Origin of the sequence: Aquimarina spinulae (assembly GCF_943373825.1) — a bacterium.
GTDB lineage: Bacteria > Bacteroidota > Bacteroidia > Flavobacteriales > Flavobacteriaceae > Aquimarina > Aquimarina spinulae.
This window is the reverse complement of the sequence record NZ_CALSBP010000002.1, coordinates 943,296-959,657: the sequence shown is the minus strand read 5'-3', so window position 1 is coordinate 959,657 and position 16,362 is coordinate 943,296. Positions and strand designations below refer to the sequence as shown.

Below are 16,362 nucleotides of genomic sequence, written 5' to 3'. Positions count from 1 at the left end.
GTCGTCTTAAAAGCCAAAATAGTTTAATTTAATGAAAAGCTAGTGCCATCCCGGCCATCCTTAAGTTGAATGCCAATTTCTATAAGTTCATCCCTAATTTTATCACTAGTGGCAAAATCTTTATTAGCTCTTGCTTCTGCTCTTAAGTTAATCAATAATTCTACCGCTCCAGAAAGCTTATCGCTTATATCCGAAGCAGTTTCATTTATATTCACTAATCCAAGAACGTCAAAAACAAAATCATGTATGGTTTTGCGTAATAGTTTAAGATCAGTTGCAGAGATTGTAGCCTTTTGTTCTTTAATGGTATTAACAAACTTAACAGCATCAAATAACTTAGCAATTAGGATAGGACTATTAAAATCATCATTCATTGCATCATAGCATTCCTGTCTCCAGTTTTGCACATTAAACCCTTTGGTGGTTGAGCTAGCGGATAGTGTATCGATAGTTTGTATTGCATCTATCAATTTATAAAATCCTTTTTCTGAAGCTTCTAACGCATCGTTAGAAAAATCCAAGATACTTCTGTAATGTGCCTGAAGCATAAAAAACCGAACAATGGAAGGGTCAAATGGCTTATTTAAAAAGTTATTATTGCCCGAAAATAATTCTCCCGGAGATATAGTATTTCCAGTTGATTTAGACATTTTTTTACCATTAAGAGTAAGCATATTGGCATGCATCCAATAATTTACAGGAGTTTGACCACAAGCGGCTTCTCCCTGTGCAATTTCACATTCGTGATGAGGAAATTTTAAATCCATTCCTCCTCCATGAATATCGAATCGCTCACCTAAATATTTGGTACTCATTACAGTACATTCCAGGTGCCAACCAGGGAAACCATCACTCCATGGGGATGGCCAGCGCATAATGTGTTGAGGTTCTGCTTTTTTCCAAAGCGCAAAATCCTGAGGGTTCTTTTTGTCACTTTGAGCAGATAATTCCCGGGTATTTGCAATCATATCCTCGAGATTACGCCCGCTTAACTTTCCGTACTGATTAGTTTTATTAAATTTCTGAACATCAAAATAAATAGAACCATTTGATTCGTATGCAAAACCATTATCGATAATCGTTTTGATAATTTCAATTTGTTCTACGATATGTCCGGTAGCCGTGGGTTCTATACTTGGCGGTATTGCATTAAATTTAGACATAACATGATGAAAATCTAAAGTATATCGCTGTACGATTTCCATAGGTTCTAATTCCTCTAATCGCGCCTTTTTGGCTACTTTATCCTCGCCTTCGTCTGCATCGTTTTCAAGATGACCGGCATCGGTAATATTTCTAACATAGCGAACTTTATACTCCAGATGTCTTAGGTACCTAAATACCAGGTCAAAAGAAATAAATGTACGACAGTTTCCTAAGTGTACATTGCTATAAACCGTAGGGCCACACACATACATACCTATATTACCTTCTGTAATAGATTTAAATGTTTCTTTTTGACCTGAAATAGAATTATAAATTTTTAATTCCTGAGTTTTATACAACGAGGTTGCTGCCATGATGTAGAGTGATGCTTATGATTTTGTTGAAAATAAAATTAAAAGGTAGTGTCTAATTTGATGTAATCCAAAAATTCTCTTTTTACAGATTGCTCTTTAAATTTACCACCAAACTCGCTGGTAACGGTACTGCTTTCTATGTCTCTGATTCCTCGGGAATTAACACATAAATGCTTTGCGTCGATAACACAAGCTACATCTTTTGTTCCCAGAACTACTTGTAAATCTTGAACGATTTGCATGGTTAGGCGTTCCTGTACTTGCGGACGTTTTGCATAATAATCAACAATACGATTCATTTTGGATAATCCAACTACGGTACCATTAGAAATATATGCCACATGAGCCCGACCAACAATTGGAAGTAAATGATGCTCGCAAGTAGAATATACAGTAATATTTTTCTCTACCAGCATCTCTCCGTATTTATAATGATTGTCAAATGTAGAGGCATCTGGTTTCCTTTGAGGATGAAGGCCCGAAAAAATCTCATTTACAAACATTTTTGCTACACGTTGAGGAGTACCTTTAAGACTGTCATCTGTTAGATCTAGTCCCAAAGTTTCCATAATATGTTTTACATCTTCTTTAATCAAAGCAATTTTTTCGGCATCACTAAGTTTAAAGGCATCTTCTCTAAGAGGAGTGGTAGCGCTAGTAGCTACATGATTATCACCTAGCGCTTCAATAGCTTCGAGGGCCTTGTCAATTTTCACACTTCAAAATTTTATAATTTATCAAAATTCTCACTTTTTTGTTTTTTTGTATCATAAATAGAATCGTATTAATGAATACCTTCTATATTATGGTGTGCAAAGATACGATTTTGTTGTTTTACTTAGTAAAAGCTATGTTAAACAATTGTAGATATTAGTTTTCTTGGAGAAGTTCTGTATATTTAAGTCCCAAATTGAACTGTAACACACGAAAAATAAAGTTTTAACGTTATATGAAAATGGCAAAAGGATTACCTCAAATTTTGTTGCTTTTTAGCATTCTTGTTTTTAAAAGTACACTTTTTTATGCTCAGGACTTTGATGTAGCTTGTAGAGCTGCTCAACCTTTTTGTTCTGATGCTTCTTTAGAATTGACTTTCCCTAATGTAACAGGTGATATGGATGGCCTTGGTGAAGTAGGTTGTTTAAATACTACTCCTAACCCGGCATGGTACTTTATTCGTATTGATCAGCCAGGAGAGCTGATTTTTGATATCCAACAGTGGGTCGATAGTAATGATAATAGTAATTTAGACAGAGGAGAAAGGCAGCTTGATGTAGATTTTATTGCCTGGGGACCTTTTCCTACTTCATTTGTGAATTGTGATATTCTTTCTCAGGGATGTGATAATAATGGGGACGGAGATAATATACGCCCTGCAGAATGTGTAAATAATGTCGATGATCCTGATTATTATGTTAATAATATGGATAATACTAATATTATAGATTGTAGTTACGCAAGAACGCCTGATGATGATATTTATATAGAAACACTAACAATACCTAATGCGCAATCTGGCGAGTACTACATTATTCTAATTACTAATTTTGCAGATGAGGCAGGGGTTATTCAACTTCAGCAAACCAATCTTAATGAAGATAATGCAGGAACTACAGATTGTAGTATTTTAGAACCAGGTGTAGGACCTGATATTGCTACATGTGGTGAATTTCCGATTACTATAGAAGGAAGATTTCCCAGAGCTGTAACGTATCAATGGGCCAGAGCAGATGTGGGAACTACTAATTTTGTAAATGTTCCGGGACCTCCTGGGGTAATACCATTTTTAGAAGTTACTACAGAAGGAGTGTATCAATTAAGAGGTTTTGATGAAACTGGAGCAGAGGTTCCTGATTCTCCTGATGATTTAGTAGTTCTGGATGTTTCAGATGCTGTTGTTTCTGTAGGATATTCTATTGCAGAAGAATCTTTTGCAGGGGGGTATACTATTACGGCAGAAGTAGTTGCTGCTCCTGATGTAGAAGCTGCAGGGTTTGATGATTTTGAGTATAGACTCGACCGGGATATAGGAAATGGCTTTTTAGAATATAGACCTTTTCAGTCTTCGCCAATATTTACTAATGTTCCGCCTGGAGATTATTTTATTACAGCCAGATATGCAAACTGCCCTGCTAGTGAAGAAATATCTGATGTTATTATGATTTTAGGATACCCCAAATATTTTACGCCAAATGGCGATGGTTTTCATGATACCTGGAGTCTGATTAATATTGAAGGCCAACCTACAGCACTAATCTATATATTTGATAGATATGGTAAGTTGTTAAAGCAACTAAGAGCAGGTGGACCAGGATGGGATGGTACCTATAACGGAAAAAATATGCCTTCTTCAGATTATTGGTTTAGAGTAGAATTTAATGAACCCAGAGATCCGAATATGCGACGGAGAGTTTTTGCAGGTAATTTTTCATTAATACGATAAAATACTTTTATACAAAAAAAACCGAGATATTATGATCTCGGTTTTTTTTGTATGGTAAATATTATTCTAGAAATTCATGCCAAAAGTAAATGTAAGATTTTGCATGTGACTATCTACAAGAGCTGCATTATTAAAACCAGAATTAGGATAAAATTGCTCGGTACGTTCTTGTTCACTATAATCATAAGCAATGTCAATTTTAAATTTTCCAAAAGAATACCCCGTTCCAAGAGAATACCCTGTCTTTTCTCCAAGGATTAAATCATTTTTATAAGGGCTTTCTTCAAAACGATATCCACCTCTAATGCTCCAGTTTTCAACTCTCCATTCGGTACCAATTCTTATACTAGAGGTACCTTGTAAATTGTCATTAATTTCCCTGTTTAGATTAGAGAAGCTAATGTTTTCGTCAGAGCTTAGTTTTGTTGTAGAATAATCTTTGTAAGAGTAATCAAGACTGATTAATCCATGTTGTTTAAATAATACAGCAATACTACCTGTGGCTTTTGCGGGTGTACGTAATTTATATTCTGGGAAAACATTAATAACATCGGGATCAACAATGGATCTTCCATCTATATCGCTAAATGTTTCCAGACGCTGAGTGGTCTCTTCTTCAATATAGTACCAGGTAGGAGATTCAAAAGAAGCTCCTAAGCGGATCATTTCAGATACCTTGGCAATACCTCCAACTTGAGCAGAAAACCCTCCACCCGTGGTAGATAATTTATTGGTAAATGTTACTTCATTAACATTGCTGCCTGCATTGTTATTTCCTTCAAAAAACTCAGTAACTCTGTCGTAATTAATAAAATGAGAGTTGATATTAAATCCTACATAAAAAACTTGATTAATTTGTGCGCCTCCATTTAAGGTGAATTTTCCATTTAAACCTGTACTTTCATAATAGTATTCCTGATCAAAAACACCAGGTGCAATATTCGAAAAATAAGAAGTGTTATTGGGATTATCAACATCAGTTGCTTCTATAACAAAAGCTTCACGACCTAGGAATGCTTGCTGAGCAGCATACCCTTCAGATTCTCCAAGAAAACTATAAAGCTGGTCTATAGATTCTCCCGATCTTCTCGAAATCAAATCCAGAGGCAGCCCTTGTGCTTCGGCAAGAAAAAAGTTGTCGATAGAATTAGAACTTCTCCCGAAAACATTAAATTCATTAGCATTATTTGCAGTCTGATCATACGCTAACCCTAATGAAAGTTTATTAATGATTGCATCATCACTGTAATGATCGAAAATAAAAACGGCTCCTACTTGATTAAAATTTAAATTTCTAGAATCACGATTGGTTAAACGATCGGAGTAGTTTACATCGTTATCAATATGACTTGTAGAAAGGGTGACCGATCCATGAGAATTTAAAAAAACGGCTGACCCGGCTGGGTTAATTTGTAGTGCCGATAAATCCCCTCCCAAGGCGCCAAAAGCACCACTCATGGCTCTGTAGCGTGCAGTACCAAGAATATCTTGTTGTGAATAACGTAATGCATCAGTAATATCTTGAGCACTCAAAAAAGACATAGATAGCATACCTATGAATAAGAATAGCTTTTTCATCAATTTTTTAAATTTTGAATTACAGAATACCTCAAAAATAAGTAAGATATTCGGGAAAGTTATCTAACAATTGTTTATATGGTTTGAATTAAGTTTTTTAATTTCTTCCGCGACTTCTGGATCTGCTGCCACTACGACTTCCGCTACTTCTGGATCTGCTGCTGCTTCCTGATCGTGAATACCCACTACTACGAGGCGCACTACTTCTTGAATACCCAGAACTTCTACTTCTTGAAGAATTATTTGACGGAGGAGTGTATCCTCTACTTCTGGTTGAAGAATTACTTCTGGATCTTGTCGTTGTTGCTGGTCTAGTGTATCTTGTTGAATTACTTCTGCCTACCGAAGAGGATCGTGAACGAGAATATGTATTGTTTGAAGATCTGGATCTGTTATAATAGTTGTCTGTTGAAGATCGTGTTCTTCTTGCGGCATCAACTCTTCTATTGCTGTATCCTTGTCTGCTTCTGCTGCTGTAAGTTGAAGATCTTCGTGACCTTGTGTTGTATTTTGAATTATTATATGCTCTGCGACTTCTGGTAGAATAAGCATACGAGTTTCTTGCACTCCTGTTGTATGCTCTATAACGAGATCTTCCATAGTATGGATATCTATTGTAATAAGGGCGGTAATATCCGGCATAACCTCCATAATAGTAAGGAGGGCAATAATAACCACCATACCAGTAAGGGTTACCCCAACCAAATCCCCATCCAGGACTATTCCATCCCCATCCGGCGTTCCATCCCCATCCATTGCCGTACCAGCCATTGCCATACCATCCATTCCATCCCCATCCATTGCCCCAGTTATTCCAACCCCATCCATTCCAACCGGTATTGTAAAGATTAACGCTGATTTCTGTAGGATTGCTGCCCCATGCTGGTTGTCCAACTTCATAATTTAATGCAGTAGCAGTAGTATCTGCAGCATCATAACCTTCGCTAGAATAAGAATCAATATCGGTAAAAATTGCATCTTCCTCAATTGCGGTATCGATTTGTGCAGATTTTTCAGAAAAATAACTAGAATAATAATTAGATTTTTCATCTGTATTATTAGGTGGGGTCTCAATGTTTTTTTGGCTTCCTGCGTCGCTATAAATACCATCTCTGTATGGAGTATATTCGTACGAACCACAAGACGTCAACATAAGGATGGCTGCTAAAAGTAAAAAACCTAAAGCTCCACTTCTCTGAAAATAATTTTTAAGTCGCATATCTTCTTATTTTATTGTTGAACATTACAAATTTAGTTAGTTTTGCGTTAACTAAATTATATTTAACAGAGCCACAACATTTGTGCCAAATAGGAGTTTATGAGTAAGAATTTAACAAAGCGTAGTGAAGATTATTCAAAATGGTATAACGAATTAGTCGTTAAGGCCGACCTGGCCGAGAATTCGGCAGTAAGAGGGTGTATGGTGATTAAGCCGTATGGGTATGCTATTTGGGAAAAAATGCAGGCAGAATTAGATAAAAAATTTAAAGAAACGGGGCATCAAAATGCGTATTTTCCATTATTTGTACCTAAAAGTTTATTCGAAGCAGAAGAAAAAAATGCAGAAGGGTTTGCTAAAGAATGCGCAGTAGTTACTCATTATAGATTAAAAACCGACCCAGAAGATAGTTCTAAGCTTATCGTGGATCCTAAAGCTAAGTTAGAAGAAGAGTTGATTGTACGCCCAACTTCTGAAGCTATTATTTGGAATACATATAAAGGATGGATACAATCATATAGAGATTTACCTTTGTTAGTAAATCAATGGGCTAATGTAGTGCGATGGGAAATGCGTACCAGGCTATTTCTTCGAACTGCAGAGTTTTTATGGCAAGAAGGGCATACGGCTCATGCTACAAGACAAGAAGCAATTGCTGAGACAGAGCAAATGAATAATGTATATGCGGATTTTGCAGAGCAATTTATGGCTATTCCTGTGATAAGAGGAAGAAAAACAGAGAGTGAGCGTTTTGCTGGAGCAGAAGATACATATTGTATTGAAGCGCTAATGCAAGATGGAAAAGCTTTGCAGGCTGGTACTTCGCACTTTCTAGGACAGAATTTTGCAAAAGCATTTGATGTAAAATTTACGTCAAAAGAAGGTAAATTAGACTACGTATGGGCTACTTCATGGGGAGTTTCGACTCGTTTGATGGGTGCTTTAATTATGACTCATAGCGATGATAATGGTTTGGTTTTACCTCCTAATTTGGCTCCTATTCAAGTGGTAATTGTTCCTATATATAAAGGAGAAGAACAATTAAATCAAATTTCTAAAGTTGCTAATGAGTTGGTTGCTGATTTAAGATCTAAAGGAGTTTCTGTCAAGTTTGATAATAGAGATACGCATAGGCCTGGAGCTAAATTTGCTCAGTATGAGCTACAAGGGGTTCCTCTTAGGATTGCAATTGGGCCTAAGGATTTAGAAAAAGGAACTGTAGAACTTGCTCGCCGTGATACACTAACAAAACAATTTGTTGCTAAAGATGAAGTTGTTGCAACCATAGAGTCGTTACTTGTAGAGATTCAGGAAAGTTTGCATCAAAAAGCAACTCAATATAGGGATGAACATATCACAGAGGTAAATTCTTTTGATGAGTTTAAAGATGTTTTAGAGAATAAAGGAGGGTTTATTTCGGCACATTGGGATGGTTCTGTAGAGACAGAGCAAAAGATAAAGGAGCTTACTAAAGCTACAATACGATGTATTCCTTTTGATGCAAAAGAAGAGGAGGGGAGCTGTGTTTATAGTGATAATCCATCAAAAATGAGAGTGTTATTTGCTAAGGCTTATTAAGGGTTTTAGAAAAAAATAAAATAACACTTGCAGCATTAAAAAATAGTTGTATTTTTGCATCCGCAATTAGACAACATGGCCCGTTCGTCTATCGGCTAGGACGCCAGGTTTTCATCCTGGTAAGAGGGGTTCGATTCCCCTACGGGCTACAATAATGAAATTAATTGCAAATTTAAAGTGAAAGCTATAAATTTGCAATCCTTGAAAAGGGAAAATGGCCCGTTCGTCTATCGGCTAGGACGCCAGGTTTTCATCCTGGTAAGAGGGGTTCGATTCCCCTACGGGCTACAAATTTTATAGTAAGAAATTTAATAGAAGAGAGATGGCAAATCATAAGTCAGCATTAAAAAGAATCAGAAGTAACGAGGCAAAACGTCTTAGAAACAGGTATCAGCATAAAACTACACGTAATGCTATAAAAAAATTACGTGAGTCTGATAAAAAAGAAGCAGAGACTTTGTTTCCTACGGTTGTTTCTATGCTTGATAAGTTAGCTAAGAATAATGTTATTCATAAGAATAAAGCTGCTAACTTGAAATCACAATTAGCAAAACACGTAGCTGCACTTTAAGTAGCAGTACTTTTATTATAATATTAAAATCAGGAGTGATACGTCATGGTATAACTCCTGATTTTTTATTTTGGAATTATTGTTTTTAGAAGTTTAGAGAATAATTACAATAACAAGCCCATTAGAACAGATAATAATGATGATTATTGTTACTCTTTTGCCTTCATGTGTAACTCCTTCAAAAACAGTTACAGGTTCGTTTTTATATTCGTGATGTACCTGAATTACTTCCCTGTTTATTCGATGTTCGGCTAGTCCAATTCCAGAAAATTGTCTTTCGGTGATTCTGTAATCAGCAAAATCATCTTTTTTGAGATTTGCTTTTTCTAAAAATGTTTCTAAGGTAATTTCTGTACCTCTACGCTCCATAGGGTATTCATCTGCTCGTATAACACCATATTTTTCGTGATAATCAAGTTTAATATCATCAGGTATTTCGGATCTCTTGATTCCAGTGATATCTTCCTGGGTAATTGCTTCCTGAGTTTCGATTGTAGTGTTAACTTCTTTTTCGCAAGATGAGAACAATAGTAACATAAAACTTGTCAGGATGGTTAGTGTGAATTTTTTCATAAGGTTTTAAGATTTGTACTAGTTTCCGATTAAATCTATATAGTAATAGAAGCCAGTACTAGTTGTGTTCGTACTCTATTAAAGGATTTTCTGATTCCTCCTAAAATTAATTTTGTTGGTAAAGTAAAATTAGAGATATTTTTATTCTAATAAAAGGGGGATTTCCCCTGTTTTTCAATTTTACTAATTGATTTACAGTGGGTTATTGAGATAGTGTTGTTTTATAATGCGAGCTCACTAGGCTTTGTTTTTTTCTTCTATCCATCTAGACATAAATTCGGTGCTTCGTAGCGTATGATGCTGTAGTATGCTACCGATAAAGTTTTTGGCACGATGTTTATTAAGGTTTTTTTGAAGTTTAGAAATCTGATCGAGAAATGGGGTGCAGAACTTTTTTTTCTGAAACCGTGTGTTTGTAATCTCTATTCCGTTTTGTTGTGATTGTTGCCAGAGGCTTTCGTTATTATATAATCTTATGGCTGCTTTGGCAAATTTTGAAGGGTCATCGATAACAAAACCGTTCCAATCGGCTTCTTCATCGAGCATTCCTTCTGCTCCGATAGAGGTGGTTACGCTTGGTGTGCCACAAAGCATGGCCTCTGCGAGTTTTCCTTTAATTCCTGCTCCAAATCGTAAAGGGGCAAGGCAAACACGAGCTTTCGACATTATTTCTGTTGCACTTTTTGCCCATCCTTTAATGTAAAATCCTTCTTCTGGATTGTGTAGCTGTGTTGCTTTAGGAGGGGGGTATGATCCGTAGATATGCAATTCTGCTTCTGGAAGCTCTTTTCTAATTAATGGCCAAATGACTTCTTTAAGGTATAACACGCTATTCCAATTTGGTTCATGGCGAAAATTTCCTATAGTAACAAAGTGTTTTCTGTTTTTGTGCTCTGGCCATGTTTTTTTTATGTCTGCAGTAATGGGGTCAAGTAGAAAAGGTAAATAGAATAATAAGTCTTCATTTATTTTAAAGATCTCCTTAAGAAGCTTTATTTCAAAATCAGAAATAATTAGGGATAGATCGCATCGATATATACTTGCAATCTCTCGTTTTGTAATGTCGCCACATAAAAGAGCGTTGTTGTTAAAAGTTGTATTTCTTTTAAATGATTCTTGTCGGGTTTTTCTAAGACTATGTAGGTCTTCTGTGTTTAATATTTTTAAAGCATTAGGGCAATATTTTGTGACTCTCCATCCGAACTGTTCTTCAGTCATAAATCGATCAAACATCACTATGTCTGGTTGTAGTTTTTTGATAAAATCATCAAAACTAGAATTGTTAAGCTCTATTGTTGCTTTAGTGATATTTGTGTTTTCGAGATTTACCATATGCTCTGTTTCTGCTGCAGGGCTGGCAAAGGTGATCCCCCAGTTTTGAGCCTCGAATAGTGCTATAAGCTGCATCATTCTGCTTCCTGCTGCCGAAGAATTGGGTTCTGGCCAAACAAAGCCTATGATGAGGATGTGATTCATTGTTTGTGCAATCAAAAAAGCCTCAGTAAAACTGAGGCTCTATGTTGTTTAACTATTATTTATTATAGTTTTGCAAAAAGTGCATTCATTTTTTCTTTTTCTTCTTTTGCAAGTTCTTGGTCGACTAAAATTCGGCCACTGTGTTCATCTGTGATGATTTTCTTGCGAGAAGCAATTTCCATCTGTACTTGTGGCGGAATGGTAAAGAATGATCCTCCAGAAGCACCGCGTTCAATTGGTACAACAGCAAGTCCGTTTTTTACATTACTACGTATTCTTTTGTAGGCATTGATCAAACGTTCTTCGATCTCTTTTTGGTAATCTTCAGACTTAGAGATTAAAGCTTGCTCTTCTTTTTCAGTTTCAGCTAAAATAGCATCAAGTTCTCCTTTTTTGTGAGAAAGGTGAGAGTTACGCTCTCCAAGTTTTGTTTTGGTCTGATCGATGATCTCATTTTTTTGAACAATCTGAGCTTTATGTTCCTTGATATGCTTTTCTGCTAATTGAATTTCTAATTCCTGGAATTCAATTTCTTTACTAAGTGAATTGTATTCGCGATTATTACGAACATTTTTTTGTTGCTCTCCGTATTTTTTGATTAGTGCTTTAGCTTCTTCAATTAGGTTTTTCTTGTTACTAATACCTTCGGCGATAGTTTCAAGATCATTGTTTAGCTTTTCTAATCTTTTGTTTAATCCGGCTACTTCATCTTCAAGATCTTCAACCTCTAAAGGTAATTCTCCGCGTACGTTTCTGATCTCATCAACTCTAGAGTCTATTAATTGCAAGTCATATAGTGCTCTTAATTTTTGCTCAACAGTAACTTCTTTCTTTGCCATATTTTATATGTATTGAATAGGATTGGTGTTTTTATCCGATAAAATGATTGCAAAATTACTGATTTTTTTTCTAAGATAACTAACAATTAAGTTTTTTGTGTATTGTTCGCTCTCATAGTGACCAATATCGGCTAATATTAGCCTTCCTTCGGCTTCATAAAATTGATGATATTTTAGGTCTGAAGTGATAAAAATATCTGCGCCTGCTCGATGTGCATTAGCAATAGCGAAACTACCGCTACCACCAAGAACAGCTACTTTTTTGATAGGTTTGTTTAGTAATGCCGAGTGTCGTACACATCCGGTTTTGAAAATATTTTTGATGTGTTTTAAAAACTCAAGCTCTTCTACCGGGTTTGGCAGCTCCCCAATCATACCCATCCCAATATTTTGATTTTTATTTTCAAGAGTGGTAATTTCATAGGCTACTTCTTCATAAGAATGATTTTCAAAAAGAGTTTTAAGGATTTTACCTTCACAATGTTTGGGGTATGTAACTTGAATCTGAGTTTCTTTTTCGTGATGTGTTTTTCCGATTTCACCAATTGAGGGGTTTGCAGTATCAGAGGCTCTAAATGTTCCTGTTCCTTCAGAAGAAAAACTACAATTGTCGTAATTACCAATGCTTCCTGCTCCGGCTTCGAATAATTTGTTGCGTAATACGTCAGCTTCAGCAGTAGGAGCGAAGGTGACTAATTTCTTTATATTTCCGCTTTGCGGGATAAGAATTTTGCGATTCAGAAGTCCTAACTGCTCACATATCATATTATTTACCCCGTGTATTGCATTGTCTAGAGCTGTATGAATAGCAAAAATAGCAATATCATTTTTAATAGCTTTCATTACTACTCGCTCTACATAGTTACTGCCATTAAATTTTTTGAGTCCCTTAAATACGATGGGGTGAAAACTTATAATGAGATTACAGTTGTTTTCTATTGCTTCATCTACTATGTTTTCGAGAGTATCCAGGGTTACCAGAATCCCCGTTACTACAGTTTCGCGACTACCAACCAATAAACCAACATTATCAAAATCCTCTGCGTATGTGATTGGAGCTAAAGTTTCAAGATGCTGTATAACCTCTTTTATTTGCATTTTATTATGTTTTTGAATAAAAATTGAATGTAAAAAAACTTTTATCAATAATCAAAGTTTCGTTTTATACTTTTGTTGCACTGATATATTGAAAATTTTAAACGTGTGAATTTACTGCGAAAAATACTTTTACCTTTTGTTCCTTTTTATTATCTGATTACCTGGTTGAGAAATAAATTGTATGATCTGGGGATTAAAAAATCTACGACATATACCTTTCCGATAATAGCAGTAGGGAATCTTAGTGTAGGAGGAACCGGTAAATCACCAATGGTAGAATATTTAATTACTTTGCTTAAAGATAAGGTGTCATTAGCAACACTTAGTAGGGGGTATAAAAGAGAAACCAAAGGATTTAAGCTGGTTGCTACTTCTTCTACAGCAAAACAAGTAGGAGATGAACCACTTCAGTTTAAAAGAAAATTCACAGATGTTGTTGTAGCGGTAGATGCGGATCGGCGTAGTGGAATTTCTAATTTAAGATCATTAACACCCAAACCAGAAGTGATTTTATTAGATGATGCTTATCAACATCGTAAGGTAAAAGCAGGATTCTATATTTTGCTTACTGCATATTATGATCTTTATTGTAATGATATTGTTTTGCCTACAGGAAATTTAAGAGAACCCAAAAAAGGGGCTGATCGGGCTGATATTATTGTCGTTACAAAATGTCCTAATCCATTGTCTTTTGAAGAGAGAAAAAGAATTACAGATAAACTTGCGATAAAACCTAATCAGGATTTGTTTTTTACCACTATTGATTATGGAAATGATATAGTAAATGTTTCTGGAACAAAATCTATCAATTTCTTGCAAAATATTCATTTTACTTTGGTTACCGGTATTGCTAATCCTACTCCTTTATTAGATTATTATACGTCTTTAGGGTTGACATTTGATCATATTAGTTTTCCTGATCATCATAATTTTACTGATACTGAATTAGATAATTTAAATGATCTTGAATTTATTATTACGACAGAAAAAGATTATGTGAGATTGGCTTCGGATATTTCTGAAGAGAAATTATGGTACCAGCCGATAGAAGTGAGGTTTGTAGAAGGCGCTTCTTCTTTTGATGATAAAATATTGAAGTTTATTGAAAAAAATTAAGATCCTACTATAGGATCTTAATTTTTTAATTCTGGCTAACTCAAATAAGTTTATGTATATAAACTCGGTTAACCTTTACTTCTCAAAAGCTGTGCCAAACCACTAAGCAGTGGCTTGTTTTTTTACCAATGCTTTGTGGAGTTTTGTGAAAAACTCTTCAGTTTTATATGGTTTTGGTATGATGTCATTAAATCCATTATCGTAGAACTCATCCAGATTATCATCAAGAGTAACGGCTGTTAATGCTATAATTGGGATTTCTTTATTGAATTTTCTAATTTGTTTGGTGGCTTCAATGCCACTGATTCCTGGCATATGGATATCCATAAGAATAAGATCAAAGGTGTTTTCTTTTGTTTTATTTACCGCAATATCACCATTATCGGCAACATCACATCTTATCTCGTTCTTTTCTAAGATTTTTCTGGTAATTAGTTGATTGATTTTATTGTCTTCGACCACAAGTATATGTTTGTCGATCATTATACTGTAATCAATTTTCTTAGCTTCTTCGGTGTAATTAGTGCTTTTGTCTTCAAAAATTTCGAATGTAAGGTCAAATAAAAATTTTGATCCCTTGCTTAATTCACTTTCTAGTTTGATCTCACTATCCATTAAGGACAATAAATTCTTTACTATTGATAGCCCTAAACCTGTACCACCAAATTTTCTATTAATTTGTACAGAGCCTTGAGTAAAGTTTTCAAAAATACTAAGTTGCTTTTTTTCTGATATTCCTACTCCGTTATCTTCAATTTCAAAACTAAGCGAGACTTTATTGTCAATTTGATTAATAGGTTTTACTCGTATCCAAATATCTCCGTTTTGTGTAAATTTTATAGAGTTTCCGATAAGATTAATTAAGACTTGAGAAACTTTAAGCGGGTCTCCTTTAAGTTTAGCTGGGATAGACTCATCAAATTCATAATGCAAATTATTATTTCTGTCTTTAGCAGATTTACCCAGCGCTATTAATACATCATTTATTCGTTTTTTTAAATTGAATGATGTGTTCTCCAGTTCTACTTTGTTAGCCTCAAGTTTATTTAGATCCAGAATATTATTAATTAGTGACAAAAGATATTCTCCAGAGAATTTGAGGGAATTAAGATGCTCTTTTTGATTAGGAGTAGGGCTTTCTTCGAGTAACAAATGTGTTAATCCTGTAACAGCATATAATGGTGTTCTTAACTCGTGTGTTATTGTAGAAAGGAATTGAACTTTGGCCTCACTAGCTCTTTCTGCATTCTCTTTTGCCAGTATAAGTTCTGTGTTTTTATTTTGTAATAATTCGTTTGCTCTGGCTCTTAAGTTATTATTTTTATAAAGAGAAAGCGTTAAAAGAGATAATATTGTTATCAAAGCAATACTTAGTATGGTTGTAAGTCGCCCTAATTTTAAAGATCTTTGTTGTTGTATATTTTCCTCTGTTAGCTCTTCTATTAGAACGTTATTTTCATTTAGATTTAGTTTTGCGCCTGCTTCCTGAGCTATAATTTCTTTATTGGTATTAAAAAGAGCATCTTTTATTTTTTCGTGTGCTCTAAGGTTTTTAAGAGAGGCGGGATAATCTTCTTTTCGTTCATAAATCTGGCTATACAGTTCGAAACATTCTGATTGTATTTCTGCATATTCCATATCTTCACCAATTTGCATAGCCAAATCATTGGTTTTCATGGCTTCATCAGGTTGGTTTATTGATAATTGTGCTCTGGCTTTATTTGTATAGAGTTTTGCTTTGAAGTAATACTGATCAAATGAATTTATGATAGGAAGCCCGCTATTAAAGTGTTGTATAGCTAATTTGGGTTTTTCTTGAGCAAGAGCTAAAAGTCCAAGATTTAATTTTATAGGTCCTTCCTGATTTTTGTAATCATTCTTTTTGGCTATTGCTAATGCGTTTTGAAGGGATTTTAATGCGGTTTTAAATTTTCCAAGCTTTGTAGCAATTGATCCATATATTGTATATGAAGAAACAAGCATAAATTCGTCATTGGTTTCATTCTGAAAAGCAATAGCATCTAGGATTTGCTCTTCAGCTTTTTTGAGATCTCCCAATTCCCGGTATAGTTTAGCAAGCACCATATTGGTCTTTGCTATATAAGTTTTGTTTTGTTGTTGTAAAGCAAGCTCTTTTGCGTTGATAATATTAGAAAGCGCAAGTTCTAATCTAGTTTGGTCAATAGATTGTGAAGCATTCATCAAATAGCTCTCAATAGAGTCTTTCATTTGATTGTTTTCTGAAAGCTCAGTCGTTTGTGCAGAACCAAAAAAACAACAAATAAGTAAAAATTGCGCTATAAAATATTTGATTTGGGTTGGCATTTTCCTCTGAAATATCTCAACTAAGA

Annotated in this window: 13 protein-coding genes and 2 tRNA genes; 6 read left to right on the top strand and 9 right to left on the bottom strand. The window is 35.0% G+C overall.

Going from position 1 to position 16,362, the window contains the following annotated elements:
* Positions 1–23: 23 nt before the first annotated feature.
* Complete coding sequence (cysS, locus tag NNH57_RS09800; RefSeq protein ID WP_108807744.1) at positions 24–1,520, bottom strand: cysteine--tRNA ligase; 1,497 nt, start codon at positions 1,518–1,520, stop codon at positions 24–26.
* A gap of 38 nt (positions 1,521–1,558) precedes the next feature.
* The gene (folE, locus tag NNH57_RS09795; RefSeq protein ID WP_025666690.1) at positions 1,559–2,236 is read right to left on the bottom strand and encodes a GTP cyclohydrolase I FolE; all 678 of its coding nucleotides are present in this window, start codon (positions 2,234–2,236) and stop codon (positions 1,559–1,561) included.
* 239 nt (positions 2,237–2,475) lie between these two features.
* On the opposite strand from folE, the gene NNH57_RS09790 reads away from it, so the two are divergent.
* Entirely contained in the window at positions 2,476–3,963 is a 1,488-nt protein-coding gene (locus NNH57_RS09790) for a T9SS type B sorting domain-containing protein (protein WP_159099202.1), read from the top strand.
* 66 nt (positions 3,964–4,029) lie between these two features.
* Here the strand turns inward: NNH57_RS09790 and NNH57_RS09785 are convergent, their stop codons facing one another.
* Both NNH57_RS09785 and NNH57_RS09780 read right to left on the bottom strand, forming a co-directional pair.
* Entirely contained in the window at positions 4,030–5,541 is a 1,512-nt protein-coding gene (locus tag NNH57_RS09785; RefSeq protein ID WP_108807745.1) for an OmpP1/FadL family transporter, read from the bottom strand.
* A gap of 97 nt (positions 5,542–5,638) precedes the next feature.
* Positions 5,639–6,760 (bottom strand): hypothetical protein, encoded by a 1,122-nt coding sequence (locus tag NNH57_RS09780; protein ID WP_132065830.1) that lies wholly within the window; start codon positions 6,758–6,760, stop codon positions 5,639–5,641.
* A gap of 99 nt (positions 6,761–6,859) precedes the next feature.
* On the opposite strand from NNH57_RS09780, the gene proS reads away from it, so the two are divergent.
* From proS to rpsT, 4 genes are all read left to right on the top strand, one after another.
* Positions 6,860–8,338 (top strand): proline--tRNA ligase, encoded by a 1,479-nt coding sequence (gene proS / locus NNH57_RS09775; protein ID WP_108807747.1) that lies wholly within the window; start codon positions 6,860–6,862, stop codon positions 8,336–8,338.
* A gap of 77 nt (positions 8,339–8,415) precedes the next feature.
* Positions 8,416–8,487 (top strand) — tRNA-Glu (locus NNH57_RS09770).
* Between the two features lie 67 nt (positions 8,488–8,554).
* Positions 8,555–8,626: transfer RNA gene (locus NNH57_RS09765), tRNA-Glu, on the top strand.
* A 34-nt stretch (positions 8,627–8,660) separates the two neighbouring features.
* Complete coding sequence (rpsT, locus tag NNH57_RS09760; RefSeq protein WP_074408904.1) at positions 8,661–8,909, top strand: 30S ribosomal protein S20; 249 nt, start codon at positions 8,661–8,663, stop codon at positions 8,907–8,909.
* A gap of 93 nt (positions 8,910–9,002) precedes the next feature.
* On the opposite strand, the gene NNH57_RS09755 is transcribed toward rpsT, so the two are convergent.
* The 4 genes from NNH57_RS09755 to NNH57_RS09740 all read right to left on the bottom strand — a co-directional run bounded on the left by NNH57_RS09755 (position 9,003) and on the right by NNH57_RS09740 (position 12,895).
* Positions 9,003–9,482 carry a hypothetical protein gene (locus NNH57_RS09755; protein WP_074408903.1) on the bottom strand — a complete coding sequence of 160 codons (480 nt, stop codon included), beginning with the start codon at positions 9,480–9,482 and terminating at the stop codon, positions 9,003–9,005.
* Positions 9,483–9,719: 237 nt separating this feature from the next.
* Entirely contained in the window at positions 9,720–10,958 is a 1,239-nt protein-coding gene (locus tag NNH57_RS09750; RefSeq protein WP_074408902.1) for a glycosyltransferase family 4 protein, read from the bottom strand.
* 62 nt (positions 10,959–11,020) lie between these two features.
* Entirely contained in the window at positions 11,021–11,797 is a 777-nt protein-coding gene (locus tag NNH57_RS09745) for a zinc ribbon domain-containing protein (RefSeq protein WP_025666698.1), read from the bottom strand.
* A gap of 3 nt (positions 11,798–11,800) precedes the next feature.
* Complete coding sequence (locus NNH57_RS09740; RefSeq protein WP_108807749.1) at positions 11,801–12,895, bottom strand: Nif3-like dinuclear metal center hexameric protein; 1,095 nt, start codon at positions 12,893–12,895, stop codon at positions 11,801–11,803.
* Positions 12,896–13,000: 105 nt separating this feature from the next.
* Here NNH57_RS09740 and lpxK point away from each other — a divergent pair, with 105 nt between their 5' ends.
* A complete protein-coding gene (gene lpxK, locus NNH57_RS09735) occupies positions 13,001–14,011 on the top strand; it encodes a tetraacyldisaccharide 4'-kinase (protein WP_108807750.1) in 1,011 nt (336 codons plus the stop codon).
* Positions 14,012–14,113: 102 nt separating this feature from the next.
* On the opposite strand, the gene NNH57_RS09730 is transcribed toward lpxK, so the two are convergent.
* Positions 14,114–16,336: a tetratricopeptide repeat-containing hybrid sensor histidine kinase/response regulator gene (locus NNH57_RS09730; RefSeq protein WP_165944048.1), complete on the bottom strand. Its 2,223-nt coding sequence runs from the start codon at positions 16,334–16,336 to the stop codon at positions 14,114–14,116.
* Positions 16,337–16,362: the final 26 nt, after the last annotated feature.